Annotated in this window: 28 protein-coding genes; 25 read left to right on the top strand and 3 right to left on the bottom strand. The window is 70.1% G+C overall.

From position 1 onward, the window contains the following. Window positions 1-73: 73 nt before the first annotated feature. Window positions 74-1,798 (bottom strand): chitinase, encoded by a 1,725-nt coding sequence (locus ABT137_RS22100; protein ID WP_351711353.1) that lies wholly within the window; start codon window positions 1,796-1,798, stop codon window positions 74-76. Window positions 1,799-2,097: 299 nt separating this feature from the next. Here ABT137_RS22100 and ABT137_RS22095 point away from each other — a divergent pair, with 299 nt between their 5' ends. The 14 genes from ABT137_RS22095 (at window position 2,098) to ABT137_RS22030 (ending at window position 13,344) form a co-directional block, all read left to right on the top strand. Further along, window positions 2,098-2,940: a hypothetical protein gene (locus ABT137_RS22095; protein ID WP_502984562.1), complete on the top strand. Its 843-nt coding sequence runs from the start codon at window positions 2,098-2,100 to the stop codon at window positions 2,938-2,940. A gap of 76 nt (window positions 2,941-3,016) precedes the next feature. Continuing rightward, window positions 3,017-3,721: a Flp pilus assembly protein CpaB gene (gene cpaB / locus ABT137_RS22090; RefSeq protein WP_351711351.1), complete on the top strand. Its 705-nt coding sequence runs from the start codon at window positions 3,017-3,019 to the stop codon at window positions 3,719-3,721. A gap of 12 nt (window positions 3,722-3,733) precedes the next feature. After that, window positions 3,734-4,996 (top strand): CpaE/TadZ family protein, encoded by a 1,263-nt coding sequence (locus tag ABT137_RS22085; RefSeq protein WP_351711349.1) that lies wholly within the window; start codon window positions 3,734-3,736, stop codon window positions 4,994-4,996. A gap of 227 nt (window positions 4,997-5,223) precedes the next feature. After that, window positions 5,224-5,553, top strand: a complete 330-nt coding sequence (locus tag ABT137_RS22080) for a pilus assembly protein (protein ID WP_351711347.1) — start codon at window positions 5,224-5,226, stop codon at window positions 5,551-5,553. Window position 5,554: 1 nt separating this feature from the next. Continuing rightward, window positions 5,555-5,899 carry a TadE/TadG family type IV pilus assembly protein gene (locus ABT137_RS22075; protein WP_351711345.1) on the top strand — a complete coding sequence of 115 codons (345 nt, stop codon included), beginning with the start codon at window positions 5,555-5,557 and terminating at the stop codon, window positions 5,897-5,899. Between the two features lie 18 nt (window positions 5,900-5,917). After that, on the top strand, window positions 5,918-7,255 hold the full coding sequence (locus ABT137_RS22070) for a TadA family conjugal transfer-associated ATPase (RefSeq protein ID WP_351711343.1): 1,338 nt from the start codon (window positions 5,918-5,920) through the stop codon (window positions 7,253-7,255). A gap of 7 nt (window positions 7,256-7,262) precedes the next feature. Continuing rightward, on the top strand, window positions 7,263-8,207 hold the full coding sequence (locus tag ABT137_RS22065) for a type II secretion system F family protein (protein WP_351711341.1): 945 nt from the start codon (window positions 7,263-7,265) through the stop codon (window positions 8,205-8,207). A 19-nt stretch (window positions 8,208-8,226) separates the two neighbouring features. Then, a complete protein-coding gene (locus ABT137_RS22060; protein ID WP_351711339.1) occupies window positions 8,227-9,114 on the top strand; it encodes a DUF5936 domain-containing protein in 888 nt (295 codons plus the stop codon). Between the two features lie 222 nt (window positions 9,115-9,336). Then, the gene (locus ABT137_RS22055; protein ID WP_351711379.1) at window positions 9,337-10,485 is read left to right on the top strand and encodes a sensor histidine kinase; all 1,149 of its coding nucleotides are present in this window, start codon (window positions 9,337-9,339) and stop codon (window positions 10,483-10,485) included. Continuing rightward, complete coding sequence (locus ABT137_RS22050) at window positions 10,482-11,216, top strand: response regulator (protein ID WP_502984560.1); 735 nt, start codon at window positions 10,482-10,484, stop codon at window positions 11,214-11,216. The genes ABT137_RS22055 and ABT137_RS22050 overlap by 4 nt, the downstream gene beginning before the upstream one ends. 107 nt (window positions 11,217-11,323) lie before the next feature. Beyond that, on the top strand, window positions 11,324-11,509 hold the full coding sequence (locus ABT137_RS22045) for a hypothetical protein (protein ID WP_217551317.1): 186 nt from the start codon (window positions 11,324-11,326) through the stop codon (window positions 11,507-11,509). Then, window positions 11,509-12,090 carry a pilus assembly protein TadG-related protein gene (locus ABT137_RS22040; protein WP_351711335.1) on the top strand — a complete coding sequence of 194 codons (582 nt, stop codon included), beginning with the start codon at window positions 11,509-11,511 and terminating at the stop codon, window positions 12,088-12,090. Before ABT137_RS22045 ends, ABT137_RS22040 begins: the two co-directional genes overlap by 1 nt. A 35-nt stretch (window positions 12,091-12,125) precedes the next feature. Next, entirely contained in the window at window positions 12,126-12,707 is a 582-nt protein-coding gene (locus tag ABT137_RS22035; protein WP_351711333.1) for a hypothetical protein, read from the top strand. 7 nt (window positions 12,708-12,714) lie between these two features. Continuing rightward, on the top strand, window positions 12,715-13,344 hold the full coding sequence (locus tag ABT137_RS22030) for an OmpA family protein (protein WP_351711331.1): 630 nt from the start codon (window positions 12,715-12,717) through the stop codon (window positions 13,342-13,344). Window positions 13,345-13,583: 239 nt separating this feature from the next. Here the strand turns inward: ABT137_RS22030 and ABT137_RS22025 are convergent, their stop codons facing one another. Continuing rightward, window positions 13,584-13,949, bottom strand: a complete 366-nt coding sequence (locus ABT137_RS22025) for a DUF192 domain-containing protein (protein WP_351711329.1) — start codon at window positions 13,947-13,949, stop codon at window positions 13,584-13,586. Between the two features lie 265 nt (window positions 13,950-14,214). On the opposite strand from ABT137_RS22025, the gene ABT137_RS22020 reads away from it, so the two are divergent. The 6 genes from ABT137_RS22020 (at window position 14,215) to ABT137_RS21995 (ending at window position 18,597) form a co-directional block, all read left to right on the top strand. Further along, window positions 14,215-14,526: a DUF6317 family protein gene (locus ABT137_RS22020; protein ID WP_351711327.1), complete on the top strand. Its 312-nt coding sequence runs from the start codon at window positions 14,215-14,217 to the stop codon at window positions 14,524-14,526. Continuing rightward, on the top strand, window positions 14,523-15,827 hold the full coding sequence (locus tag ABT137_RS22015) for a hypothetical protein (protein ID WP_351711325.1): 1,305 nt from the start codon (window positions 14,523-14,525) through the stop codon (window positions 15,825-15,827). Before ABT137_RS22020 ends, ABT137_RS22015 begins: the two co-directional genes overlap by 4 nt. Next, window positions 15,824-16,450, top strand: coding sequence for a hypothetical protein (locus ABT137_RS22010; protein WP_351711323.1), 627 nt, complete (start codon window positions 15,824-15,826; stop codon window positions 16,448-16,450). The genes ABT137_RS22015 and ABT137_RS22010 overlap by 4 nt, the downstream gene beginning before the upstream one ends. Before the next feature lies 1 nt (window position 16,451). After that, on the top strand, window positions 16,452-17,111 hold the full coding sequence (locus tag ABT137_RS22005; protein WP_351711321.1) for a hypothetical protein: 660 nt from the start codon (window positions 16,452-16,454) through the stop codon (window positions 17,109-17,111). Between the two features lie 69 nt (window positions 17,112-17,180). Continuing rightward, window positions 17,181-18,059, top strand: coding sequence for an LLM class flavin-dependent oxidoreductase (locus tag ABT137_RS22000; protein ID WP_351711319.1), 879 nt, complete (start codon window positions 17,181-17,183; stop codon window positions 18,057-18,059). Window positions 18,060-18,117: 58 nt separating this feature from the next. After that, window positions 18,118-18,597: a GNAT family N-acetyltransferase gene (locus ABT137_RS21995; RefSeq protein ID WP_351711317.1), complete on the top strand. Its 480-nt coding sequence runs from the start codon at window positions 18,118-18,120 to the stop codon at window positions 18,595-18,597. A 30-nt stretch (window positions 18,598-18,627) separates the two neighbouring features. Here ABT137_RS21995 and ABT137_RS21990 read toward each other — a convergent pair whose 3' ends face one another. Next, complete coding sequence (locus tag ABT137_RS21990) at window positions 18,628-19,140, bottom strand: DinB family protein (RefSeq protein ID WP_351711315.1); 513 nt, start codon at window positions 19,138-19,140, stop codon at window positions 18,628-18,630. A gap of 51 nt (window positions 19,141-19,191) precedes the next feature. Here ABT137_RS21990 and ABT137_RS21985 point away from each other — a divergent pair, with 51 nt between their 5' ends. The 5 genes from ABT137_RS21985 (at window position 19,192) to ABT137_RS21965 (ending at window position 26,244) form a co-directional block, all read left to right on the top strand. Further along, the gene (locus tag ABT137_RS21985) at window positions 19,192-19,995 is read left to right on the top strand and encodes a methyltransferase domain-containing protein (protein ID WP_351711313.1); all 804 of its coding nucleotides are present in this window, start codon (window positions 19,192-19,194) and stop codon (window positions 19,993-19,995) included. Between the two features lie 881 nt (window positions 19,996-20,876). After that, on the top strand, window positions 20,877-21,650 hold the full coding sequence (locus ABT137_RS21980) for an isoprenyl transferase (protein WP_351711311.1): 774 nt from the start codon (window positions 20,877-20,879) through the stop codon (window positions 21,648-21,650). A gap of 433 nt (window positions 21,651-22,083) precedes the next feature. Beyond that, complete coding sequence (phoH2, locus tag ABT137_RS21975) at window positions 22,084-23,409, top strand: RNA 5'-3' helicase PhoH2 (RefSeq protein WP_351711309.1); 1,326 nt, start codon at window positions 22,084-22,086, stop codon at window positions 23,407-23,409. Window positions 23,410-23,835: 426 nt separating this feature from the next. Continuing rightward, a complete protein-coding gene (locus ABT137_RS21970; RefSeq protein WP_351711307.1) occupies window positions 23,836-24,531 on the top strand; it encodes an aggregation-promoting factor C-terminal-like domain-containing protein in 696 nt (231 codons plus the stop codon). Between the two features lie 246 nt (window positions 24,532-24,777). Next, window positions 24,778-26,244 (top strand): AI-2E family transporter, encoded by a 1,467-nt coding sequence (locus tag ABT137_RS21965; RefSeq protein ID WP_351711305.1) that lies wholly within the window; start codon window positions 24,778-24,780, stop codon window positions 26,242-26,244. Window positions 26,245-26,248: the final 4 nt, after the last annotated feature.

Genomic DNA, 26,248 nt, shown 5'->3' with positions numbered 1-26,248 from the left:
GTTGGCGGCGGCGCCGCTGTCGGTCGCGGAACGGGAAGCGGCCGGGTTGGAGACGTAGGGACCCCTGCACGGGTTACGGCAGTGCGTGCACGTGGGCGCCCACCGAGGACGACCACGCGTTCCCGGCCGCCGCGTCCCAGTTCGTCGACCAGGTCATCGCGCCCCGCAGGTCGGGGTACGCGGTCGACGGCTTGAAGGAGCCGCAGTTGGTGAGCTTGGTCAGGCAGTCGAGGGCGTTGTTGACCACGGTCGGCGAGACGTAGCCGCTGCCCGCCGCGCTGGTCGACGCCGGCAGGCCGAGGCCCACCTGGGACGGCGACAGTCCGCCCTGGAGCTGGATGCAGGCGAGCGCGGTGAGGAAGTCCACCGAGCCCTGGCTGTACACCTTGCCGTCGCAGCCCAGCATGGAACCGCTGTTGTAGTACTGCATGTTGACGACCGTGAGGATGTCCTTGACGTTCAGGGCCGTCTGGAAGTACCCGTTGGACGTCGACTGCATGTCGATCGTCTGCGGGGCCATCGTGATGATCAGCGACGAGCCCGCCTTCGACGACAGCGAGCGCAGCGCCTGGCTCATGTAGGTGGCGTTGATGCCGTTCTCCAGGTCGATGTCGACGCCGTCGAAGCCGTACGTCTGCATCAGCGAATACACGGAGTTGGCGAAGTTCGTCGCGGACGCCGAGTCGCTCACCGAGATCGTGCCGTTCTGGCCGCCGATCGAGATGATGACCTTCTTGCCGGCCGCCTTCTTGGCCTGGATGTCGGCCTTGAACTGGTCGACCGTGTACCCGCCGAGACCGGCGGAGTCGAGGGTGAAGCTGACCGCGCCCGGTGTGCTGGTCGCGTCCGCGAAGGCGACGGCGATGATGTCGTACGAGGACGGCACGTCCGAGATCTTCTGGACGGTGGCGCCGTTGTTGAAGTTCTGCCAGTAGCCCGTCACCGCGTGCTTGGGCAGCGAGCCGCCGCCGTTGCCGCCGGACGCGGTCGTGGTCGCCGTCACCGCCGACGACTTCGCCGACTCACCGGCCGAGTTGGTCGCGGTGACCTGGAACGAGTACGACGTCGAGGCCGCGAGTCCGGTGATCGTCGCCGAGGCGCCGGTGACCGCCGAGACCTTGGTGCCGTTCTGGTAGACGTTGTAGCCGGTCGCGCCCGACACCGCGCTCCAGGACAGCGACGCGGAGGACGACGTCGTACCGGAGACCGCGAGGCCGGCCGGGGTCGCCGGGACGGTCGGGGCCGGGTCGGAGCCGCCCCCGCCGTCGGGGCCGTAGACCGAGACGTCGTCGGCGTAGTAGGCGGGCTGGCCGTACCAGCCGTGCGTCCAGACCGTCACCGAGGTGGTCGAGGCGCCGGTGGTGAAGGTCGTCGACAGCTGCGTCCAGGACGTGTTCGGGGTCCAGGTCGACACGTCCGTGGTGCCGGTGCCGGTCACCCCGAGGTAGGTGTAGGAGCCCTGGACCCACGCGCTGAGCGTGTAGGTCGAGTTGGCCTTGACCGCCACCGTCTGGCTGCACTGGGCGTAGTCCTGCCCGGCCGGGGTCGCCTTCAGGGCGGCGGCGCCGGAGTGCACGGGGGAGGAGACCGTCGTCCCGCTGGCCGCGGAACAGGTCCAGTTGGACAGGCCCGACTCGAAGCCGGGGTTCTTCACGTTGTTGACGTCGGCGGCGGAGGCCGGCGCGGAGGCCAGGCCCGCCATCGCGAGTGCCGTGGCGAGGGTGGCCACGGCCGACCAGGTGCGGATGCGTCGCTGTCCGGCATGCCGGGACACGAGCCGGGGGATGAGTCTGGGCATGACAATCAAGGTGGTCCAGACCAATTCACGTGTCAATAGGTCCAGACCAAATTCAAAGGTCCGGGGAAGTCTCCGTGGGGCTGAACGAGCCTCGGTCATATGCTCAACCTGTCCCGTTTTGGCGTCACTTGTGCGGTCACGGATCCCAGACAGCTACACAAACGCTGTTCTCCGGTCACAGGCGCGTGGTTACAGTGCTGAGGAAGTCACGCAATGAAGTCGTCCCGGCTCATTGGAGTAACACCGGTGGGCCGCCGGGTGTGAAGAGCGGGGAGCTGCGCGTGCCAACTGCCATTGCCGTGACCAGTGCCGACATGGCGCTGCCGGTCCAGGACGAGCGGACCATGCCCGCGGTCGTCCTCCGGGACCTCGACCAGCGGCCCCTCGACCACACCCTCGCCGAGCTCGTGGCCCTCATCGAGCAGTACGGACACGTGGTCGTCGTGTACTCGGACGCCGTACCGGAGGCCGTGGTCCGGCGCCTGCACACCCTCCGCTCCCTCCTGGAGAGCGACCGGATCGCGCTGTTCCGCCCCGCCCTGCCGCCGCTCGGCATCGCCGTCCTGGCCCGGCAGCTGCGGCAGCTGGCCTCCTGCGACCTCAGTCCCGGCGTGCTCGCGTCGGCCGGCCGGCTGCTCACCCACTACATCCACTCCGGCGCCGTCCTCGGCTCCGTCGCCAAGCTGGACCGCGTCCCGGTCGGCCTCAAGGCGCACGCCAAGTCCTGGATGCCCGGCACCCAGTTCGGGGTCGTCGCCCACCCCGAGCCGCAACTGGTCCGGATCGCCCCGGAGACCGTGCTGAACGGCCCCGAGTTCAGCACCTGGATGCTGGTCGCCAGGGGGCAGCTGCAGTCCGACTGGATCGGCGGCCTCGCCAAGGCCTGGGGCGCGCACGGTCTGCGCGAGACCCCGCTGCCCGCCGAGTCCCCCGAGTGGTGGGGCACCGGCCGGATGATCGAGTTCACCAGCTACCTCGCCGACCTGTCGGTCCTCTACCAACTGGTCACCTCGGTACGGCAGACCAGCTGCCACTGGTGCGGCATCGACGTCATCGGCGACCGCTGCGTCTTCTGCTCCGCCACACCGCCCGACTACGACCCGCCGGCGCCCCGCGCGCTGGAACAGCGGACGCCCGCCTGACACCCCGGGCCGGTCCGTACCACCCACCGCTCGGCTCCCCCACCCTCCCCGCTTCCCCGATGAGGTCGCACGGTCCATGAACTCCCGTCAGCGCCGCGGCGTGATACTCCTGATCCTGTCGGTCGTCTGCGCGCTCGCCGCGTTCGCCGGCGTGCTCTCGGTCATCGACAACGCGAAGTCCGAGGTCGGCCCCAAGGTCACCGCGTACGAACTCCGGTCCGACGTCACGCCGTACACCACGCTGAGCGCGAGCCAGTTCAAGAAGATCTCGCTGCCCGAGCGGTGGCTGTCCGCCAACGCGGTCACCAGCCTCAGCCAGATCCAGGGCAAGATCGCGGTCACCACCCTGAAGAAGGGCTCGCTGCTCCAGACCGACATGATCGTCGACCAGCCCGAGCTGAAGCCGGGCGAGCAGGAGGTCGCCATCATGATCGACGCGGCCACCGGGGTGGCCGGCAAGATCACCCCGGGCTCGCGGGTCAACGTCTACGCCACCTTCGAGGGCAAGCAGCAGAGCGACCCCGACGAGTCGAAGATCATCGTGACCGACGCCCGGGTCCTGGACGTCGGAGCCCAGCTCAGCTACGTGGACCCGGACAACCGGAACCAGCAGCCCAGCGACGCCGTCCCCATCACCTTCGCGCTGTCCACACTCGACGCCCAGCGCCTCACCTACGCGGAGTCCTTCGCCCAGCGGGTCCGGCTCGCCCTGGTCGCGCCCGGTACGACGACCACCGTGCCGGACAAGGACCGCACCTACGAACTCGCGACGGACAAGTGAGAGGCGCCCTCCATGCCCATCAGGATCCTCCCCGCCGTCGGTGACGCGGACGCCGCCCGCTCCCTGGTCTCCCTGCTCAGCCAGCTCCCGGACGCCGAACCGCTGGCCCCCGTCGTCGACTCCACGCAACTCGTCGACACCCTCGCCCGGTCCGCCGCCGAGTCCGTCGACGAACTCCCCGAGGTCGTCGTCGTCCACGAACGCATCGGCCCCGTCCCCGCCCTCGAACTGATCCGCGAGGTCGCCCTGCGCTTCCCCGCCGTGGGCGTCGTCCTGGTCACCACCGACACCAGCCCCGGCCTGTTCGCCGCCGCGATGGACTCCGGCGCCCGCGGCCTGGTCGGGCTCCCGCTGAGCTACGAGGAGCTGGCCGGCCGCGTCCAGGCCGTCGCCCAGTGGTCCACCGGCGTACGGCGCCATCTCGGCCACGGCGCCGACGTGTTCGCCGGCGTCGGCGGCACCGTCGTCACCGTCAGCGGCGCGAAGGGCGGCACCGGCGCGACCCTCGTCGCCGTCCAGATCGCCCTCGCCGCGCAGGCCTCCGGCCACTCCACCGCCCTCCTCGACCTCGACCTCCAGACCGGGGACGTCGCCTCCTACCTGGACGTCCAGTTCCGCCGCTCGGTCGCCGACCTCGCCGCGGTCAACGACATCTCCCCGCGGGTCATGGCCGAGGCCGTCTTCCGCCACGACTCCGGGCTGGCCCTGCTCCTGGCCCCGGCCGAGGGCGAACGCGGCGAGGAGGTCACCGACCGCGCCACCCGCCAGATCCTCAGCGCCCTGCGCTCCCGCTACGAGGTGGTGATCGTCGACTGCGGCGCCCAGCTCGGCGGGGCCGGCGCGGCGGCCGTGGAGACCGCCGACCTGGCCCTCCTGGTCACCACGCCGGACGTGGTCGCCGTACGGGCGGCCAAGCGGACGGTACGGATGTGGGACCGGCTGCAGATCCGCAAGGCCGAGGAGACGACGGTGGTGGTCAACCGGCACACGAGGGGTACGGAGATCCAGCCGGCGCTGATCCAGCGCATCACCGGAACCGCACTGGCGGGCACCCCGATCCCGGCGAACTTCAAGGAGCTCCAGGGCGCGGTGGACGCGGGCCGGATGCACGAACTGGACGCGCGGAGCACGGTGAAGCAGGCGCTGTGGGCGCTGGCGGGGGAGCTGGGGCTGGTGCGGACGGGGGAGGGGGCGCCGCCACGCCGGTCCGCCGGGCGGGCACGGGGCGGGGAGCGGGCGGCGGTGGGGTTCCGGCGGCGGAAGGAGCTGCCGTGAGGCGCGGTCGGGCGGGCTCGGGGTCGTTGGTTCGTCGGTCGGGTGCGGGTGCGTGGGGCCTGAGCGCGCAGTTCCCCGCGCCCCTGCGGGGCGCTCAGCGCCCCTTCAGGGGCGCGGGGCTGCATTGGATATGCGGCTACCGCCGCGGGGGCGCGACCAGCCACGACGGCGCCGCGCCCGCCCGACGACCGCGCGACCGCGGACAGGTCTCCATAGAACTCCTCGGCATGACCCCGGTCATCATCCTCACCCTGGTGCTCATGTGGCAGGCCGTCCTCGTGGGCTACGCCTTCACCCTCGCGGGCAACGCCGCCGACGAGGGCGTACGGGCGGGCACCGCCGTCCCCCGCGGGGAACGCTTCGGCGTCTGTCAGCGCGCCGCGCTGGAGGACCTCTCCGGCGCCTGGCGGGCGGGAGCCACGGTGGACCAGTGCGGCGGCACCGGCACGGTGACCGCGGACGTCTCCCTGCGCGTCCCGGTCCTGTTCCCCGGCTCGATCGACTTCCCCGTCACCGTGCACGGCCACGCCGGCACGGTCGAGGAGGTGAAGAACTGAGATGCACCCCCATCGGCAGTACCGCGACCGCGGCCAAGTCGCCATCGAGTACATCGGCTTCCTCCCGATCCTCCTCCTCGTCGGCCTGGCCGGCATCCAGCTCGGCGCCGTCGCCTACGCCGCCGAGCAGGCCGGGACGGCGGCGCGGGCGGGGGCACGCGCGGCCTCGCTGCGGGAGGACGTCGGCGCCGCCTGCTCGTCCGCGGTCAGCGGCGGGATCGACGTGAGCTGTGCCTCCTCCGGCGGCGGCGACTCGGTCACCGTCACCGCCACGGTCCACATCCCGAAGATCGTCTGGGATCTCGGCAACGCCACCAAGTCCGCCACGATGCCCGTCGACCACTGAACGAGGAGCACGGCAACCATGAGCCTGCGGGCACGCATCAACTCCCCCGAGGAGCACGGCAGTCGGGGCGAGGACGGCCACCTGGTCTCCTCGTACCGGGCCAAGCTCCTGGAGGAGATCGACCTCGCCGAGATGAGCGCGCTGGCCGCCGCCGAGCGCCGGGCCCGTCTCGAACGCGTCCTCGGCCACATCATCAGCCGCGAGGGCCCGGTCCTGTCGACCGTCGAACGCTCCCAGCTGATCCGCCGCGTCGTCGACGAGGCCCTCGGCCTCGGCATCCTGGAACCACTCCTCGAAGACGCGTCGATCACGGAAATCATGGTGAACGGCCCGGACGCGATCTTCGTCGAACGCGGCGGCCGCGTGGAGCAGTTGCCGCTCCGCTTCGTCTCGGCCGACCAGCTGATGCAGACCATCGAACGCATCGTCTCCACGGTCAACCGCCGCGTCGACGAGTCGAACCCCATGGTCGACGCCCGCCTCCCCTCCGGCGAACGCGTCAACGTCATCATCCCGCCGCTCTCCCTGACCGGCCCCACCCTCACCATCCGCCGCTTCCCGCGCTCCTTCACCCTCCAGGAGCTGATCGGCTTCGGCTCGCTCGACGAGCACATGGTGTTCCTGCTGGCGGGCCTGGTGCAGGCGAAGTTCAACATCATCGTCTCCGGCGCCACCGGCACCGGGAAGACCACCCTCCTCAACGCCCTGTCCGGCCTGATCCCGGCCCACGAACGCATCATCACCATCGAGGACTCCGCCGAACTCCAGCTCCAGCAGACCCACGTGGTCCGCCTGGAGTCCCGTCCGGCGAACGTCGAGGGCAAGGGCCAGGTCACCATCCGCGACCTGGTCCGCAACTCCCTGCGGATGCGGCCGGACCGGATCGTGGTCGGCGAGGTCCGCGGCGGCGAGTCCCTGGACATGCTGCAGGCCATGTCCACGGGCCACGACGGCTCGCTCGCCACCGTCCACGCCAACAGCGCCGAGGACGCGCTGACCCGGCTCCAGACCCTGGCCTCCATGTCGGACGTCGAGGTCCCCTTCGTCGCCCTGCACGACCAGATCAACAGCGCGGTCGAGGTCATCGTCCAGCTGACCCGGTTCGCGGACGGCGCCCGCCGGATCACCGAGATCGCGATGCTCGACAGCCACGGCAGCGAGCCGTACCGGCTGACGACCGTGGCCCGCTTCGACGCCCAGCCCCTGACCCACGACGGGCGGGTCTACGGCACCTTCCAGTACTTCCCGCTCCCGCGCCGCACCGCCGACCGCCTCTACATGGCGAGCCAGCCGATCCCGCAGGCCTTCGGCGTGGCCCAGCACTTCGACCAGCTCACCACCCGAGAAGCCCGGTAGGCGGCCCATGTCCCTCCACGACCTCGTCACCCTCACCACCGGCATCACCCTGCTGGCCTGTCTCCTGGCCGTGGTGGGCCTGCACACCTACGCCTCCGGCCGGGCCCAGCGCGCCGCCCTGGTGGACCGTCTCTCCTACACCGGCCAGGGCCCGCTCACCGGCCGCCGGCGCCGGTTCCGCACCCTGGACCGCCGCCTGCGCGGCACGTCGGCCGGCCGCCGCCTGGAACTCCGCCTGGCGGCGACGGGCCTGGACGTGACGCCCGGCGAGTTCCTCGTCTACATGCTCGCCGCCGTCGCAGCCCTCTGGCTCATCGGCCAGGCCGCCCTCGCCCCCTTCTTCGGCCCGATCGCCGGCCTGCTCGGCGTCTTCGCCGCCGTCCAGTTCCTCAACTGGCAGCGGCAGAAGCGCATCGAGCGGTTCATCGCCCAGCTCCCCGAACTGGCCCGCATCCTGGCCAACGCCACCCACGCCGGCCTCGCCCTGCGCACCGCGATCGGCATGGCGGCGGAGGAGCTGGAGGCCCCCGCCGGCGAGGAACTCGCCAAGGTCGCCGACCAGTTGGCGATCGGCCACTCCATGGACGACGCGCTCGGCGAGCTCGCCGACCGGCTCCCGTCCCGGGAACTGGTCGTCCTCGTCACCACGCTCGTCCTCTCCAACCGGGCCGGCGGCCAGGTCGTCTCCGCCCTGCGCAACCTCACCGAGACCCTGGAGGAGCGCAAGGAGACCCGCCGGGAGATCCGCACCCAGCTCTCCCAGGTGACGATGACCTCGTACGCCGTCCCGGTCCTCGGCGTCGGCGCCCTGTTCCTGATGAACGGGGTCAAGGACGGCACCCTGGCACGCATGACGGGCACCGGGCTCGGCCAGGCGGCCGTGCTCATCGCCTTCGGGCTGTACGTCATCGGGTTCGTCCTCATCCGCCGCCTGAGCCGCATCGACGTATAGGTAAGAGGTGGTATGTCACATGGCACTCCTCCTGGCCCTCCTCATGGCCCTCGCCGTCTACGGCGTCTTCGCGGGCGTCCGCATGTACCGCGCGGACGCGAAGCTCCCCTCCGACCTGGCGATCGCCCTGGAGGTGGGCGCCACCCGCACCGGCGCCGCCAACTCCCTCATCGACCGCATGGGCATGCGCTACGCGCCCGCCGTGCTGCGCCTGATGGGCCCGCGCCAGGTGGCCAAGTACCGCCGCAGGATCGACCTGGCGGGCAACCCCGGCGGCCTGACCATCGACCGTTACGCGGCCCGCCGCGCCGTCTACGGCGCCCTGGGCGGCACCGGCTTCCTGGTCTTCCTCCTCCGCGGCCAGTGGCTGGTCGCCGTCCTGCTGCTCCTCTTCGGCGCGTTCTGGACGGAGGTCGGCATCTGGTCGGCGATCCGCCTCCGCAAGGACGTCATCGAACGCACCCTGCCGGACTTCCTCGACGTCCTCGCGGTGGTGGTCGGCGCCGGCCTCGGCTTCCGCCAGGCCCTGGACCGGGTGGCCACGCACTACGAGGGCCCCTGGGCCGACGAACTCCGCATCACCCTCCGCCAGATGGACCTCGGCATGAGCCGCCGCCAGGCCTTCGCGGAACTCCGCCGGCGCAACGACTCCGAACAGGTGGCGATGTTCGTGACGGCACTCCAGCAGGGCGAGGAACTGGGCGCGCCGATCGTCGACACCCTGGTCGCGCTGGCCAAGGACATGCGCCGCACCGACGCCCAGAACGCCCGCCGCAAGGCGGCCCGGGCGGTACCGAGGGCCACCCTCATGATCACCACGTTCATGGTCCCGGCGACGATGCTGCTGCTGGCCGCGGGCCTGCTGCTCGGCTCCGGGGTCGACTTCGGGTCGGTCACGGGGAAGTAGGCGGAGGTGACGACCGTGGCGACCAGCGAGGACGATGACGGGGGCGGGGAGAAGACCGCGCCCCGCGCCACCGGAGCGGACGGCGTGACCGGAGTGGACGGCGCCACCGTTGCGGACGGCGCGAGCGCTCCGGACAGCGCCATCGTTGCGGACGGCGCGACCGCTCCGGACAGCGCCACCGTTGCGGACGGCGAGAAGGTCGAGATCCGCGCCCTCCAGGCGATGTGCCGCCAGGTCTTCGGCCTCCGCCTGGCGATGATCGCCGTGGCGACCCCCGCCGCCCTCCTCAACGCCAGCCCCGGCCTGGGCGTCCGCCTGGTCGGCTCGGCCGTGGTCGTCACGTTCATGATCTCGTACGTCCTCTTCCGGGACTGGCAGCGCTTCGGCCCTCTCCTCCTGCGCCACCCCACCCTCCTGGCCGCCGACACCCTCTTCGGCTCCCTCCTCCTGATCTCGGCGGGCCCCGACACCACCCTCGCGTACGTCAGCGTCTGCACCCCTCTCCTCGCCGGCCTCCTCTACAGCTGGCGCGGAGCGGCGGTCTTCGCGTCCCTCCAGTCGCTGATCCTCCTCGTGGCGCAGGAGACGCTGAAGCACCACTCCGCACTGGCCGAGTCCCTTCTCCTCCCCGGCCTCTGTGTCATCACCGGAGCGATGGGCTCGACCCTGCGCAACCTGATGCTTCGCTTCGGCACCGCCACCGAGGCCCTGACCGCGACCCGGGCCCGCCTGGCCGCGACCGAGGCGGCGAGCGCGGAACGCGCCCGGCTGGCCCGCGAGATGCACGACTCGGTGACCAAGACGCTGTACGGGGTGGCGCTGGTCGCCGACGGCCTCGCGGCGTCGGCGGCCGTGTCCCCGGACCGCCTGGACCCGGCCCTGATCAGGCAGCAGGCGGAACTGCTGGCGCGGGCGGCACGCCGGGCGGCGGCGGAGTCCCGCGAACTCCTGACGGACCTGCGCGGCGGCCCGGAGGCCGACGTACTGTCCCAACTGGAGTCGCTGGCAGCGGGCTTCACCGCGCGCACGGCCCTCCCCGCGAAGTACGACGGCCCAGCCGCCCCCGTCCCGCTCCCGCCTCCCACCGCCCGCCAGCTGCTGGGCATCGCGGCGGAAGCCCTGGAGAACGCACACCGCCACGCACACGCGACGAGGGTCGACGTACGGGCGGCCACCACCCCCACCCACCTGGTGGTGACGATCCACGACGACGGCCGGGGCCTCCCTCCGGACACGTCTCTCGAAGACCTTCGCCGCACCGGCCACTTCGGCCTGCTCGGCATGACGGAACGGGCGGCGGCGGTGGGCGCCCGCATCCAACTGACCACCGTCAAGGGCACGGAGGTCCGAGTGGAGGTGCCACTGCTATGACCGGCGACATGACCGACCAGCCAAGGACACTGCGCGTCCTGGTGGCCGACGACAACCCGGTGATCCGCGCGGGCCTGACGGCCGTCCTCTCCGCGGCGGACGACCTCACGGTGGTGGCGGAGGCCGAGGACGGCCGCGCGGCCTACGAGGCGGCCCTGCACCACCGACCCGACGTCATCCTCCTGGACGTCCGCATGCCCGGCGTGGACGGCATCGCGGCCCTGCCCCACCTGGTCCGCGTCGCCCCGGTCATGATGCTGACGTACAGCGACGAGACGGACCTCGTGCAGGAGGCCGTCCGGCTGGGCGCCGGGGGCTACCTGGTCCACGGCGAGTTCACGACCCAGCAGCTGACGCAGGCGGTACGGGACGTGGGCCGGGGCCGCCCGCACTTCACACCGACGGCGACGAACGCGTTGCTGGAGCATGTCAGAGGCAACGCAACTGCACACACAAAGCCAGAACTCCGAGCTCTGCCAAAGGAATTTGCCGCCCGAAGACTTTCGCAACTGCAACCGTCTATGGGACAGTCATCCCAGTCCCGGTTTCAACTGAGCGGCAGGGAGGCGGAGATCATGGACCTCATCGCGTCCGGCATGAACAACCAGCAGATCGCCGCCGTCTGCTTCATCAGCGAGAAGACGGTCAAGAACCACATCAACCGCATCTTCGCCAAACTCCACACCACCACCCGCGCCCAGGCGACGGCCAAGTGGCTGGGGGTGGCCTGAGATGAACCGGGTGAACTGGGTCCGGATTTGGGTCCCCGGACCCTCCGCCGACGGGTATGTTCCGCCATACGCTGCCAGGATCGGAACCGAACCCGGAGGGGAGCACCATGAGCGACCTGATGCTGAGGATGCTTGTCGCAATGCAGCGCCGTGCCGACGACCGGGGTCAGACCGCGGTCGAGTATCTGGGGATCATCGCGGTGGTGGTGGCGATCGTGCTGGCGGTCACCGGTACCAGCATCGGTCAGACGATCCTCACCAAAATCACTGCGGAGATCAACAAGATCACGTGATGCCTGTTCGCCGTTACGGCGACTCGGGGCAGGCCTTCCCTATCTACATCACCGTAGTGGGAGGCCTGCTCTTTCTCGCGCTCGCGTACCTCGCGGTCGGCCAGGCCGCGGTGAACCGGAACGGTGCCCAGACGGCCGCCGACGCGGCGGCGCTCGCCGCGGCCATGAACACGCGCGACGAGCTTACGGACCAGTGGGTGCAGGACGTACTCGACCCGACCAAGTGGCAGGACGTCTTCGACGGCAACGTGAACGTCGCCGATTCCTGCTGGCGCGCCGACCAACTGGCGGCTCAGAACGACGCGACGGCACATTGCGTTGCTGAGCCGCCTCTGAGTTACAAGGTTGACGCCAAGACGAACAAGACCGTCGGCGACTCCGTCGTGCCCGGAACCGAGAACATACAGTCCACGGCACACGCCACGGCCGTCATCGACCCGCTCTGCACGTTCACGCTGTCCGGTGCGGGTGGCGTACTGCCCGAACTCACCTGCAAGGACCGGAACTGGACCCTGGATCCGGGCGATCTCACGGATCTCCCGGGCCCCGAGGACCTCTTCGACGTCCACCTGGCCGACTGACAAGCGAATCGACGAGTGAAGAAGGAAGCGGTGCGATGAGCATTCGGTTCACTGCGATGGCTCGCAGGGGGACGGTCGCGTTGCTGGTCGCGGCCGGTCTGGCCGTGGCAACCGGCTGCGGTGGTGGGGGTGACGACAAGGCGGACAAGCCCCAGGCGTCGGCTTCCGCCTCGAAGGGCAGCGGATCGAACCCGAGCGCTCAGGAAGGCCAGTCCGAGACGCCGTTGGCCGAACTCAAGGGAACAGACGGCCTGCTCCTGCAGATCACCTCTGTTCAGCGGGACTCGGGTGGCTTCGTCACCGTCAACGGGGACATCAAGAACGATGGTGCCAACTCGGTTGTCATCCCCGCTCAGGTCAGCGGTGACGAAACGGAGATCACCAAACACGGCTTCTCTCTCGGCGGGGCCACCTTGGTGGACTCCAAGGGCAAGAAGCGCTACTACGTCCTCCGAGACACGGACGGCCGGCCGCTCACCAGCACCGGCATCACGAATGTGGACTCCGGCCAGACCATCCCCGTCTTCATGCAGTTCCCCGCCCCACCGGCCGACACCACCGAAGTCACCCTCCAACTCCCCACCTTCTCCAGCGGCACCATCAAGATCTCCGGGTGAGGCCGAAGTGACCACTCCACGCCTCCCCCTGACCTTGGGCGCCGCGACGCTCCTTCTCGTCGCGAATCTCTACGGCGCGACGACCGCCCGTGCCGACGGCGGTGACCCGAGCGTCCCCCCGGGCACGGAACCCTCCGCCGGCGCCCCCGTGAAGATCGACCCCACCGACCCCGACCTGAAACTCCCCGAGGGTGCCACCCTGGCCGACCCCAAGGTGCTGGACATCAAGTCGGTCGTGGAGGACCAGAGCGGTGACGAACGGCGTGAGGACACCAACGCGGACGTGACGTTCGCCCTCCAGGCCGAGGTGCTGTTCAGCAAGGACAGCGCGAAGCTCAGCGCGGCGGCGAAGGCGCGGATCGGGGCGATCGCCGACGAGATCAGGAAGCAGAACCCCACCCAGGTCCGCGTCTTCGGCTTCACCGACAACCTGGGCACCTCGGCCCACGGAGACGTCCTCTCCCGCCAGCGCGCCAACGCCGTACAGGGCGTCCTGGACCAGGACCTGAACGACCCGAACATCACCTTCGACGTACGCGGCTACGGCGAGCAGTACCCGATCGCGGACAACTCGACGGAGGAGGGAAGGAAGAAGAACCGCCGGGTGGAGGTCACGTTCCCGCGGACGGAGAGCTGACAAGCAGGTCTCCGGACTCATCCACGCGGCGGTGGCACGTGATGACGTGCGCCTGTGGGTGCCGGGTCGACGTCGGCTTCGGCGTTGCGGCTGCCGTGCATGTCGCGCGGCCGAACCCCATGCTCCCCGACGGTCGCGCCAGAGGCCTGCGCAGGCCTGGGAGTCGGGGTCATGGACCTGAACCGCTGACGGAGGACCGAGGTTGTGGTGACAGTTCCTGGAGCGCGGGCCGGCAAGCCCTACTCCGCCTCGACCGTCACCCGCGCGCCTGTCCTCACCCCCCACTCGGCCATGGCCCCTGCCTCCGCCTCCAGCACATGCCGGGAGCGGAGCCGAGGCCGGCCGAGGCGGCCCGGCGGCATCGTCCGCACGGCGATGACGTTCAGCCGGCGGTCCAGGTAGGCGACGTCGATCGCCATCCGCATCCGGAAGGTGTGGATCCCGTTGGCGGGGGAGAGCAGGATCGCGCCGTCCAGGCCATCGCGCCCCAACAGCCCTTTGGTGCGGGCGCGATAGGACGTGGCGATCTCCAGCGGAACGGCGGCCACCCGGCCCCCATCCCCGTGCACGAGCAACGTCCCCCGCCCGTCCCGCCAGCGCCCCACACCCGACCCCTTCCATGGCTTCACCCCAGGTGCTCGCACCGACCGTATCCACAACGCGGGCGGCAGGTCCTGTCCGGAGCCCGAATACGTGTCACCCGAGCACGCGGAGATCGTTGAGTGGGTCAAGAGACCTCTAGCCCCACCTGGAGTCCCCCAGTGAACCGCCCTGCCCGGCTCCCCTCGGCCGCGCTCACCACCTCAGCGGCCCCGCTTCCGGCCGCCCCCGGCTCCTCCGACACGCGGACCCACGTGACGAGGCATGCACATGGCTGACCGGCTGAAGATCGACAGCACCGAACTGGACAGGTTCTTCAGGGATTTGAAGAAGGCGCAGGAGTCGTTCACCGGCTTGCAGAAGGCGTTGTGCGCCCCTGGCGCCGACGGCCTCGGTACGGACGACCTGGACAAGGCCTGTGACCGGTTCCAGGAGGAGTGGCGCTACGGGGCGAAGGAGATCGCCGAGCAGATCGGGGAGCTCACGGACCTCACGAAGAAGGCGAAGGACGACTTCCACGAGGTGGACGTGGCCCTGGAGAAGGCACTGGAGAAGGCGCGGAGCAGGGGCGGGGGCAAGTGACCGCCGCGAGCCCCTACCCCCATCTCGGCTTCGACCCGGCGCCCGGCAGCACCGACCTGGTGCGGGACATCCACCGCAAGCTGTCCGACTGCGCCAAGGAGATGGAGAGGGCGCACTCCAAGGTCACGAAGCTGATGAACGGCAGCTACTGGGAGGGAGACGCGGCCGTCGCCTTCCGTGCGCAACTGGAGGGCGGCCCGCTGCCGCTCAACCTGAAGAACGGCACCCACTCCGTCGACAAGGCGGCCAGGCAACTGGATCTCTGGGGTATGGAGCTGGAGGAGTTCCAGCGGCGCGCGAAGAAGCTCGACGGCGAGGCCAAGGACGCCCGCGAGGCGCTGCAACGGGCCCGGGGGCACGCGGACGAGACCGAACGGACCGCGGGCAAGGGCGACTCGGCCCTGCACAGGGCGAACAACAAGGTCACGGCGGCGCAGGGAGACCTGGACGACGTACTCAAGCGCGCCCGCTCCCTCGCCGGCGAGCACGAGGAGACCGCGCGCAGGCGGGCCCGGCACATCTGCGACGCCACGCACAGGCTGGCGCCGCACGAGCCGAACGCGTGGGACAAGTTCACCGACTGGCTGGGTGACAACCTCTCCGACATCCTCAGCGCGTGCGCCGCCGTGCTGGGCGTGATCGCACTGCTCGGCCTCACGGCCGTCGCCCCCTGGATGCTGTTCCTGGCGGCGGGCCTGCTCAGCGGAATGGCCTTCGGCCTGCGGGTCAGCGACCCCGAAGTCCTGTCATCGCTGGAGGACGGCTTCACCAAGGGCGAGCTGGACGTCGATTTCTGGGGCAACCTGCTGGGCGTCGCGGGGGACTTCCTGGGGATGCTGCCGGGGTTGGGGGCCGTGGCCAAGGGCAGTTACCTCGGACTGCGCTCGGTGGGGGAGTCGGGCGAACTGCTTTCGCTCGTGGCAACGGGTGATGAGGTGCTGACCCTCGGGCAGAGGCTGGCGAGAGCCGGAGCCAATGCCGGAACCTCCCTGAAGTCCGTCGGCTCCTCGATCAAGTCCGAGGCCGAGGCTGCGGGCGGGGCGGCCAGCTTCCTGGCCCATTCACGGGTGTTCGGAGGCAGGCTGGCGCCGATCGTGGAGAAGATCGACAAACCCGCGACGATCTTGGGGGCCGGCACAGCCGTCTATGGCGTGACAAGCAGCTTTGCCGACACCCTGGACAGCGATGCGGCCAGGACGGTCGGCAACCTCCTCGACGGACCCAGAACCCTGGGCATCGACGTCCCAGCGACCATGGGCGCCCTTCACTTCCTCTTGCGTGGCGCAGGTGAAGCCTCGTGAACGGCGCTCCCTGCGTGATCGATGCCTCGGCCAGGAACGTGGATGTCGACATCTGGTTCGCGTTGCCTCCCGGGTTCGTCCCGTTTCCCTTGCAGGATCTGACGAGCGCAGGGCGCGAACCGGCAGAGGCGGCGGAGCTGTTGGCCGGACACGGTCCGGTGCTCCGACTGGCCCAACTGCTCCTCGAAGCCGGAACGGTGCACTGCTGCCTTGGTCTGCATGCAGATGACGAGGGAGGCGGCAGTCCGCTGCTGTCGCTCTTCACGCTTGCCCGGCGGGCCACCGACTGGGCTCCGCGCAGCGTACTCGCGGCCCGCGCAGCGGCCGGCGCGGAGAATGCCGAGCACATCGAGATGCTGGACCTGCCGTGCGGCTCTGCCGCTCTCGTGCAGACACGCACGACCGTGCCACCGGAAGTGAACCGCGGTGCCCCGTGCGAACTGCTCCAGGTCACCGTCTACGTGCCATGTCCCGACGGTCGGCGTGTCGCCATTGTCTCGCTCGCAACAGCATCCGTCACACGAGCGAGGCACTACCGTGCCCTGCTCAAGGACGTCGCCAGTACGGTCAGTTTCGAGAACCCCCTCCCGGATGTAGCCGATGACGTACCCGGCAAGGACTGACATGCCGCCGCCCACCCATCCAACGGCCTGGGACGATCAGGCGACCCGCCGGGCCTGGACGAAGTTGTTGATCTGTGCCGCCCTCGGCCAGGTCCTCTGGCCCGCCGCCTGGGTGGCATTGCTGGCGTGGTACGTGAGCATGTCGATCACCTGGACTCTGTGGCTCTTCTTCGTCCCGATGGCCTACGCGTTCTACCGGACATTTCTCCAGTGGGCCCATTGGAGGGGAGCCTTTCGCGCGCGGCTCATCCTGCGTCAGTACCCCTGGCAGATGTACGAATCTCCGGAGAGTGGGATCGGCAACATCCCCGGTGTCCGCAATGGCTACGCCTGGCTGAACTTCCCCAACCCAGAGGTGCCGGACCAGCAGGTGACGATGGTGTTGCACTCGCACGTGCGCTCCATCTGGTGGGGTGGACGCCTCGGCAAGCGTGCCAAAGCCGAACGGAAGGCACAGGTACGGGAGATCTGGTTCGCGGGTGATCCCCGCTTCGCCGCAGTGCTCGCGGCACCAGGGCCTCGCCGCCTTTACGTCATCCATCAGCGCCCGAGTTACAGCCCTGGCCTCCCCGCCGACACCCATGGAGCCGGCCCCGAGGCACTGGAACTCGCCCGCCGGGCCGGGGTCCGTGTACCGGACGTCGGCTCGGTCGGCCCGTGACACCGATGCCTTGCCTCCCGGAACGCAATTCGGTTGTTACGGACTCGGTCCCCGGGTAATACCTCCCCCATGACCTCACTCGGCGCAGTCTTCCGTCCCCAGCTACCCCCCGAGCGGCTGCGGGACGTGGTTCGTGTTGCTGAGGGGGTGGGGCTTGAGGAGTTGTGGTTGTGGGAGGACTGTTTTCGGGAGGGTGGGATCTCCGCGGCGGCGGCCGCGCTCGCGTGGTCGGAGCGGGTGCGGATCGGGGTCGGGCTGTTGCCGGTGCCGTTGCGGAATGTTGCCGTCACCGCGATGGAGGTCGCCGCGCTGCACCGGATGTTCCCTGGGCGCGCGATCGTCGGTGTAGGGCACGGTGTGCAGGACTGGATGGGTCAGGTCGGCGCCCGCGCGGAGTCCCCGCTGACCCTGCTGCGCGAGCATCTCGACGCGCTGCGCGCGCTGTTGCGCGGGGAGCAGGTCACCGTCGGCGGGCGGTACGTCCGGCTCGACGGCGTCGCGCTCGACTGGCCGCCCGCCGGCCCGGTCGAGGTCCTCGCCGGCGCCGAAGGGCCCCGTACCCTCCGCCTGTCCGGTGCCGCCGCCGACGGGACCGTTCTCACCGCCGCCACCTCACCCGACGGGGTGCGCCGGGCCCTGCGGCTCATCGAGGAGGGGCGGCTGGCCGCGGGACGCGGCGCGGCGGAGCCGCACAGGGTCGTCGTGTATCTGCTGACCGCCACCGGGCCCGACGGCCCCGCCCGGCTCCGTGCCGAACTCGTCGCGGAGGGGCTGGAGTCCGTCCCCGACCTCGGTGTCGCCGGCGACGCGGGTGCCGTCGGCAAGGCCGTGCAGCGGCTCGTGGAGGCCGGCGCCGACACCGTCATCCTCCAGCCGACGGCGGACGAGCCCGACCCCGAGGGCTTCGTACGGTTCACCGCGGAGGAGGTCCGGCCGCTGGTGCCGTAGCGGGCGGCCGGGAGCCGACCGCCCGGCGTTGTCAGTGGCGGGTGCCACACTCGCCGGTATGACGACCAACGACGTTCGACTGCGGCCCGTCCGGGACGACGACCTGGAAATCTTCCTTGCCTATGAGCACGACGCGGAAGCCGTCCGGCGGTCGAGGTTCACGCCCCGGCCGCGGGAGGCCTTCCTCCGGCACTGGAGAGAGCGGGTGCTCGGGGATCCGAGCGGCCTGGTGCGGACCGTCGTCGCGGACGGGGAGGTCGCGGGGAACATCGTCGCCTGGTGGGAGGGCGAGCGCCGGTTCACCGGGTACTGGCTCGGGCGGGCCTACTGGGGGAGAGGCGTCGGCAGCCGCGCCCTCGCCCTCTTCCTCCAGGAGGAGACCGTACGGCCCCTGTTCGCCGACCCCTTCGCCGAGAACACCGCCTCCGTACGGCTGCTGGAGAAGAACGGCTTCGTGCCGTACGAGGACGCGGAGCACCCCGTGGACGAGGGATTTGTGCTGCTGGTCCTGCGCGACCACGCCACGGGGGCTCCTTGATGCCCTCGCGGCGCGCCGCCTAGGGTCCCGTCAGGCCGTGCCCGTGACGCGCGGATGGTCCCCCGTCGCCCCGTCGATCAGCTCCCGCACGATGTCCATGTGCCCGGCGTGCCGCGCCGTCTCCTCGATCATGTGGACGAGGACCCAGCGGAGCGAGACGGCGTGGTCCCGCCAGTCCGGGCGGCCCAGCGCGTCCAGCGGGCGTCCGGTGATCACCGCGTCGGCCGCGGCGCGCGCACGGCCGTAGAAGTCGACGATCTGCTGGGTGGTCTCACCGGGACCGACGGACAGGTCGTCGTCGGTGTAGGGGTCGAACCACAGCGGCTCGACCTCGGCGCCGAAGGCCGAGACGAACCAGCCGTACTCCACCGACGCCAAGTGCTTCACCAGCCCCAGCAGGCTCGTGCCCGACGGCGTCATCGGGCGCCGCATCCGTTCGTCGTCCAGGCCCTGCAGTTTCCACAGGACCGCGTCCCGGTGCCGGTCCAGGCTCGCGTGCAGGATTTCCTTCTCGCCGGCGGTGTACGTGCTGTCGGTCGTCATGGCGGGAGAAATTAGCAGCGGGCACCGACAGTCCGCTGCGATGCTGCGGCCATGGCAGAGCTGCAGCGGACGCACCGCACCTTCGAGGACCTCGTCGCCGAGGGCGCCGCCGTGCCGACCGAGGGGTGGGACTTCTCCTGGTTCGAGGGGCGGGCCACCGAGGCGCGCCCCTCCTGGGGGTATGCCCGTGCGGCCGGCGGGCGGCTGGCCCGCGCCACGGCGGCGCTCGACATCCAGACCGGCGGCGGCGAGGTGTTCGACTTCGCCCTCGGCACGGCGGCCCCGGACCGGCCCGGGCTGCTCGCCGCCACCGAGGGCTGGCCGCCGAACGTCCCGAAGGCGAGCGCGCTGCTGGGCGCCTGCGGTGTGGTGGTCGTCGCCTCGCCCGAGGACGCCCCGCTGCCGTTCGCCGACGAGACCTTCGACCTGGTGCTCAGCAGGCACCCGGTGCGGGCGCACTGGGCCCAGATCGCGCGTGTGCTGCGGCCTGGTGGCACGTACTTCGCGCAGCACGTCGGGCCCGCCAGCGTCTTCGAGCTCGTCGAGTTCTTCCTCGGCCCGCAGCCGGAGGCCGTCCGCGGCGGCCGCCACCCCGACGCCGAGCGCGCCGCGGCGGAGGCGGCCGGGCTCGAGGTGGCCGGTCTGCGGGCGGAGCGGCTGCGGATGGAGTTCCACGACATCGCGGCCGTCGTGTACTTCCTGCGGAAGGTCGTGTGGATGGTCCCGGGCTTCACGGTCGAGGCGTACGAGCCCCAACTCCGTGCCCTGCACCGGCGGATCGAGGCGGAGGGGCCCTTCGTCGCGCACAGCTCCCGGCACCTCTTCGACGCGCGCAGACCGGCCCGCCGGCCGTGATCCACCGGCCTTGGAATGCCAGGCGGCGAAGAATGGCCAAGAACCGCCGCCCCGGTTCCCGGACGGTCACGCGACCGCGCGGGAAGCGAAACGATCAAGATGGGGCATTGCGGTACGTGAGCGATCAATGCGGGCAACTCGTGAGCTAGGTCGCGCATCTACGCATAAGTGAAGGGTGGACCCTTTCGTTCATCTCCCATTTTCACAGCGTTCTCACATCGTTACCTCTTTTGCTTCGTATCACCCAATCGGCTCACGTAAGTTCAGACCAAGGCAATTCGCGTGAGCAAAGCTGCGCGGGCGGTACCGCGCAGTGGAGGGGGCTGCGCGGTGCCGTATCGCCCCGCTCGCTCCCGTCAAGCCACCGTTCGCACCCGGGGTAGCCCATCGGGGGGACGGGCGAACAACTCGCCGAGGCATCCACAAGACGGCCCAAACCCTCTTGATCTCCCCGTAAGCGGCTACTTTTCCTGGGATTCCGCTGTGAATCGGCCATCCGGGACTCCCGAATCCAGCGTTTCAGGCCCACCGGGGCGTCGCCGGGCGACTCCGGAGAGTAGTTGATGCGCGCTGATGCGCGCAGCATCACTTACGAAGGGTTATGGTGGAACCCCCCCCTCGGGCCGGTCCGTCTCCCCCCCACGGACCGGCCCGTTTTTTTCCCCCGCTTTTCAACCTGCCTCAGAGGCGCGCCCCAAAGGGGCGCTGGGGGTACCCCCGGCCGAAGGCTGGGAGGAACTGCGCGACCCGCCACGACCCACCCGCGGTCGCTCAAACAACCTCAACCCCCCACCCTCCAGGGCGTCAACCGGCTCAACCCCCGGAGGAGTAGGCTTCGGCGGGCGGACTCCCGCATCCGATTCACGAGGGGCGGACTTCAAGTGAACCTGCGCGACAAGCTGCGCGGCCTGCTCGTCAGGCTCTACGCACGCCGGGTGGAAGGCCACCTGGACCACGCTCAGGTGCCCAAGCACATCGGCGTCATCATGGATGGCAACCGACGCTGGGCGAAGGCCGCGGGATCCAGCACGGTGCACGGTCACCGCGCCGGCGCGGAGAAGATCGAGGAGTTCCTCGGCTGGTGCTCCGAGACCGACGTCGAGGTCGTCACCCTGTGGCTGCTGTCGACCGACAACTTCGACCGCGCCAAGGAAGAACTGGTCCCGCTCCTCGGCATCATCGAGGACGTGGTCCGCACCCTCGCCGCCGACGGCCGCTGGCGCGTCCACCACGTCGGCACCCCCGACCTGCTGCCCGCCCCGATGCAGACCGCGCTGAAGGAGGCCGAGGAGGCCACCGCGCACGTCGACGGAATACTGGTGAACGTCGCCATCGGCTACGGCGGCCGCCAGGAGATCGCCGACGCCGTCCGCTCGATGATCCTGGACGCCCACGACAAGGGCGTCGCGATGGAGGACCTCGCCGACTCCGTCGACGTCGACATGATCGGCCGTCACCTTTACACCGGCGCCCAGCCGTACCCGGACCTGGTGATCCGCACCAGTGGCGAGCAGCGGCTGTCCGGATTCATGCTCTGGCAGACCGCCCACTCCGAGTACTACTTCTGCGAGGTCTTCTGGCCCGCGTTCCGCAAGGTCGACTTCCTGCGCGCCATGCGCGACTACGCGGCCCGGCACCGCCGCTACGGCGGGTGACGTCATCGTGACGGCGGACGTCAACACGGCATACGACCCCCGCCACCGCCGCCACGCTGGATGACCACGTCGTCACGGTGGATGACCGCACGCCACTCATGAGGCGTAAATCACCCATATTGGGGCGCGAGTAACACGGAGTTCACCTGCGCGTCGTTGCGGACCGTGGCATGGCGGCGCATGTTCGAGGGCATAAGCCAGACAGGTCGACGCCCGAACCCCGGGCGTCGGATCTCAGCGGGCGGCTCGGGGCCGTCCGCCCGGGAGGCCCTTTGCACCAGCCCGACCGTGCGGTCACGGCACGGAAGAAGCAGCGGGGGGCCGGTTTTCGGCCCGTGCAGGGTGGCCGTCAACCGGTCGGGTTTTTCCCGCCCTCCCGGCCCAGCTCTGCCTTCGTCGCTCCCCGACCTCATCCGAGGGGGTACGTCCTTCCGTGGTGACCAGCACAACGCGCCGCAAGTCCGACCGGCGCACCTATGTTCTCGACACCAGCGTCCTGCTGGCCGACCCGAACGCCATGGCCCGCTTCGAGGAGCACGAGGTAGTGCTCCCGATCGTCGTGGTCACGGAACTGGAGGCCAAGCGGCACCATCCCGAACTCGGTTACTTCGCCCGGCAGGCGCTGCGCCTGCTCGACGACTACCGGGTCCGGCACGGCCGCCTCGATGCCCCCATCCCGATCGGGGACCTCGGCGGCACCATTCGTGTCGAGCTCAATCACTCGGACCCCAGCGTGCTGCCGAGCGGCTACCGCCTGGGGGACAACGACTCCCGCATCCTCGCGGTGGCCCGCAACCTGCAGGCCGAGGGTTACGACGTCACCGTCGTCTCGAAGGACCTGCCGCTCAGGATCAAGGCGTCGTCGGTCGGTCTCCTCGCCGAGGAGTACCGCGCCGAACTCGCCATCACGGACTCCTCCGGCTGGACCGGAATGTCCGAACTGACCCTGCCCGGCGAGCAGGTGGACATCCTCTTCGAGGAAGGGCACGTGTACGTACCGGAGGCCTCCGACCTCCCCGTGCACACCGGCCTGACCATCCAGTCGGAGCGCGGCAAGGCGCTCGGCCGGGTGACCGCGGAGGGCAACATCCGCCTGGTGCGCGGCGACCGTGAGGCGTTCGGCATCAAGGGCCGCAGCGCCGAGCAGCGCATCGCGCTGGACCTGCTGCTCGACCCGGACGTCGGGATCGTGTCGATGGGCGGCCGGGCCGGCACCGGCAAGAGCGCGCTGGCGCTGTGTGCGGGCCTGGAGGCGGTGCTGGAGCGCCGCCAGCACCAGAAGGTGATGGTCTTCCGTCCGCTGTACGCGGTCGGCGGGCAGGAGCTGGGCTATCTGCCGGGCTCCGAGGCGGAGAAGATGAGCCCCTGGGCGCAGGCGGTCTTCGACACCCTCTCGGCGGTCACCAGCCGCGAGGTCATCGAGGAGGTCACCGCCCGCGGGATGCTGGAGGTGCTGCCGCTCACCCACATCCGCGGCCGCTCCCTGCACGACGCGTTCGTGATCGTGGACGAGGCCCAGTCGCTGGAACGGAACGTCCTGCTGACCGTTCTGTCCCGGATCGGCGCGAATTCGCGGGTCGTTCTGACCCACGATGTGGCGCAAAGGGACAATCTGCGGGTGGGGCGTTACGACGGTGTGGTCGCCGTCGTGGAGAAGCTGAAGGGGCATCCGCTTTTCGCGCATGTCACCCTCACCCGGTCCGAGAGGTCCCAGATCGCCGCCCTTGTGACCGAAATGCTGGAGGACGGGCACATCTGAACCATCTGATCCCTGTGTCCAACTTGGGCTGAAGACCCACTCGTTGGCGCCGTCCGGCAAAGGCCCCGAGCCTAGCCGGGCGGCGCCTTCGTGCGTGGCGGTTTCCTGAAACCCCCTGGGAGAAACCGGATGTGAGCTTTCACACGCAACTCTGAATTGCCACCCGGCGTCGGGTTACGGCAGAGTCTCACTCCTGTCAGGCCCCGCATACGACACACCCGTACCCCCAGCGGTACGGAACAACAGAAGCACCACTGCTAATTCCATAGCGACGTCGTATGCCGCCCGAGCACCACGCGGCGCTCCCTCCGGGGAGTTGCCCACCGGGCCCGTGTCTCCCGTGACCCAGTAGTGAGGAGACCAGTGTCAGGGGCAAGATTGCGTCCGCCAGGGTCACCGAAGCGGGCGATGCTGGAAGGAAACCGTGTGAGCCGGATCTCGGTCCGGGGATTCGCAGTGGCCTCGGCCACCGCGGTCACCGCCGTCGGAAGCGTCGTAGGCGTTGCCTCGGGCAGCGTCGCCCAGCCCAACAACGACGCCGAGGCGACGGCAGCCGACACCACGCTCCTCGCCGACCTGCCCGCGGGTCAGCAGGCCCAGGTGCAGACCGCGTCCCTGACGCAGCAGGCCGACGCCGTGGCGATCCAGGCGGACGCGTCCGCCAAGAAGGACGCCGAGCAGGCCGCCCGCGTGGCCGCGGCCAAGACCGCAGAGGCCAAGAAGGCCGAGGCGGAGAAGGCGGCCAAGGAGGCCAAGGAGCGCGCCGAGGCGAAGGAAGCGGCCAGCCGGTCCTCCGTGTCCTCGTCCAGCTTCCCGGTCCAGAGCTCGTACACCGTGGCGCAGATCCAGGCGATGGCGCAGCAGATGGTGGCCAGCGGCCAGTACCAGTGCTTCAGCAACATCGTGGACCACGAGTCCAGCTGGAACTACCAGGCGGTCAACGCCTCCTCCGGCGCCTACGGTCTCTTCCAGGCCCTGCCCGGCTCCAAGATGTCCTCCGTGGGCGCCGACTGGCAGACCAACCCGGCCACGCAGATCAAGTGGGGCCTCAACTACATGAACTCCCGGTACGGCAGCCCGTGTGAGGCGTGGTCGTTCTGGCAGGCGAACCACTGGTATTAGGCGTTCCGCCGGGGTTCGCCGACAAACACCGGTTGCGGTTCGTTGTCGGCTCTCGGCCGCCTGTGGCTGGTCGCGCAGTTCCTCCCCCAGCCTTCGGCCGGGGGTACCCCCAGCGCCCCTTGCGGGGCGCTGAAGCGGGCCTCTCTCAACCTTCAACAGCCCCTCCCCGTCCTAAGGGGAGGGGCTGTTGCCCTGTACGGTCGTTGCGGACGACTCCAGGGGGGAGTGGTGGGGAGAGGGCGGATCATGTCGCGCGTGCCTGAGTGGCTCGGCCGTATCGGGGCCGGACTGACCGAGATGGGCGAGCGGTTGGACGAGCGCCGGGCCGAGGTGGAGCGGGAGCACGCCGAGCCGGAGCCGCCCGCTCCGGCCGTACCCGTTCCGGCACCCGCCCCGGCCCCGGACCCACCGGCCCCCGCGCCCGTCCGGAAGCCGGTGCCGCGTCCCGACCCGGTGACGGCCATCCCCTGGGGCGTGCGGGTCGCCGCCGAGGCCGGCTGGCGGCTGCTGGTGCTGGCCGGCGCGGTCTGGATCCTGATGCGGGTCATCAGCTCCGTGCAGCTGGTGGTGTTCGCCTTCGTCGTCGCCCTGCTCATCACCGCCCTGCTGCAGCCCACCGTCGCCCGGCTGCGCCGCTACGGCGTACCGCGCGGTCCCGCCACCGCGCTCACCGCCATCTCCGGCTTCGTCGTGATCGGCCTGATGGGCTGGTTCGTGACCTGGCAGGTCATGGAGAACATCGACACGCTCTCCGACCAGATCCAGAACGGCATCGACGATCTGCGCAACTGGCTGCTCAAGAGCCCGTTCCACGTCACCGACAAACAGATCAACCAGATCGCCAAGAACCTCCGCGAGGCGATCGGCGCCAACACCGACCAGATCACGTCGTTCGGCCTGGAAGGCGTCCAGGTCGTGGTGGAGGCCCTGACCGGTCTCCTGCTGGTCTTCTTCTCCACGCTCTTCCTGCTCTACGACGGCGACCGCATCTGGCGGTGGTTCCTCAAGCTGGTCCCCGCCGCCGCCCGCGAGGGCGTGGCCGGCGCCGGCCCGCGCGCCTGGCGCACGCTCACCGCCTACGTCCGGGGCACGGTCCTGGTCGCCCTCATCGACGCCATCTTCATCGGGATCGGCATCTACTTCCTGGATGTCCCGATGGCCGTGCCGCTGGCCGTCTTCATCTTCCTGTTCTCGTTCATCCCGCTCGTGGGCGCCGTCGCCTCCGGCGCGCTGGCGGTGATCGTGGCACTGGTCACCCAGGGCGTCTTCACGGCGGTCATGACCCTGGCCGTCGTCCTCGCGGTCCAGCAGATCGAGGGCCACATCCTGCAGCCGTTCATCCTGGGCCGGGCGGTCCGCGTCCACCCCCTCGCCGTGGTCCTCTCGGTCACGGCCGGCAGCCTGGTGGCCGGGCTGGGCGGCGCGGTGGTGGCCGTTCCGCTGGTGGCGGTGACGAACACGGTGGTCAGTTACCTGCACCAGTACTCGCGCGAGCGGTACCCGGACACCGAGCCCGAGGACGGCGATCAGCCATCCGAAGCAGCCCCTCCCGCGCCTGACGACGGCGATCAGCCACCTTCTTCAGCCCGTCTGGGGGCACCCCCTCTGGGGGCACCCCCTCTGGGGGAGTTCGAGGACGAGGCCGTCCACGCCGAAGGAGGGTCTGTGGGCGCAGCCCCCAGGAACGCGGAAGACCCCGCCCACAAGAGGTGAGCGG

Source organism: Streptomyces sp. NPDC001980 (assembly GCF_040296885.1).
Taxonomy (GTDB): Bacteria; Actinomycetota; Actinomycetes; order Streptomycetales; family Streptomycetaceae; genus Streptomyces.
The sequence above is the reverse complement of the archived record's forward strand: the minus strand, read 5'-3'. Positions and strand labels throughout refer to the sequence as shown.

Coding starts and splice junctions, on each gene's coding strand:
- ABT137_RS22100 (WP_351711353.1), bottom strand. CDS start 1,798: ATGCCCAGACTCATCCCCCGGCTCGTGTCCCGGCATGCCGGACAGCGA.
- cpaB (WP_351711351.1), top strand. CDS start 3,017: ATGAACTCCCGTCAGCGCCGCGGCGTGATACTCCTGATCCTGTCGGTC.
- ABT137_RS22085 (WP_351711349.1), top strand. CDS start 3,734: ATGCCCATCAGGATCCTCCCCGCCGTCGGTGACGCGGACGCCGCCCGC.
- ABT137_RS22080 (WP_351711347.1), top strand. CDS start 5,224: ATGACCCCGGTCATCATCCTCACCCTGGTGCTCATGTGGCAGGCCGTC.
- ABT137_RS22075 (WP_351711345.1), top strand. CDS start 5,555: ATGCACCCCCATCGGCAGTACCGCGACCGCGGCCAAGTCGCCATCGAG.
- ABT137_RS22070 (WP_351711343.1), top strand. CDS start 5,918: ATGAGCCTGCGGGCACGCATCAACTCCCCCGAGGAGCACGGCAGTCGG.
- ABT137_RS22065 (WP_351711341.1), top strand. CDS start 7,263: ATGTCCCTCCACGACCTCGTCACCCTCACCACCGGCATCACCCTGCTG.
- ABT137_RS22060 (WP_351711339.1), top strand. CDS start 8,227: ATGGCACTCCTCCTGGCCCTCCTCATGGCCCTCGCCGTCTACGGCGTC.
- ABT137_RS22055 (WP_351711379.1), top strand. CDS start 9,337: ATGTGCCGCCAGGTCTTCGGCCTCCGCCTGGCGATGATCGCCGTGGCG.
- ABT137_RS22050 (WP_502984560.1), top strand. CDS start 10,482: ATGACCGGCGACATGACCGACCAGCCAAGGACACTGCGCGTCCTGGTG.
- ABT137_RS22045 (WP_217551317.1), top strand. CDS start 11,324: ATGAGCGACCTGATGCTGAGGATGCTTGTCGCAATGCAGCGCCGTGCC.
- ABT137_RS22040 (WP_351711335.1), top strand. CDS start 11,509: ATGCCTGTTCGCCGTTACGGCGACTCGGGGCAGGCCTTCCCTATCTAC.
- ABT137_RS22035 (WP_351711333.1), top strand. CDS start 12,126: ATGAGCATTCGGTTCACTGCGATGGCTCGCAGGGGGACGGTCGCGTTG.
- ABT137_RS22020 (WP_351711327.1), top strand. CDS start 14,215: ATGGCTGACCGGCTGAAGATCGACAGCACCGAACTGGACAGGTTCTTC.
- ABT137_RS22005 (WP_351711321.1), top strand. CDS start 16,452: ATGCCGCCGCCCACCCATCCAACGGCCTGGGACGATCAGGCGACCCGC.
- ABT137_RS22000 (WP_351711319.1), top strand. CDS start 17,181: ATGACCTCACTCGGCGCAGTCTTCCGTCCCCAGCTACCCCCCGAGCGG.
- ABT137_RS21995 (WP_351711317.1), top strand. CDS start 18,118: ATGACGACCAACGACGTTCGACTGCGGCCCGTCCGGGACGACGACCTG.
- ABT137_RS21990 (WP_351711315.1), bottom strand. CDS start 19,140: ATGACGACCGACAGCACGTACACCGCCGGCGAGAAGGAAATCCTGCAC.
- ABT137_RS21985 (WP_351711313.1), top strand. CDS start 19,192: ATGGCAGAGCTGCAGCGGACGCACCGCACCTTCGAGGACCTCGTCGCC.
- ABT137_RS21965 (WP_351711305.1), top strand. CDS start 24,778: ATGTCGCGCGTGCCTGAGTGGCTCGGCCGTATCGGGGCCGGACTGACC.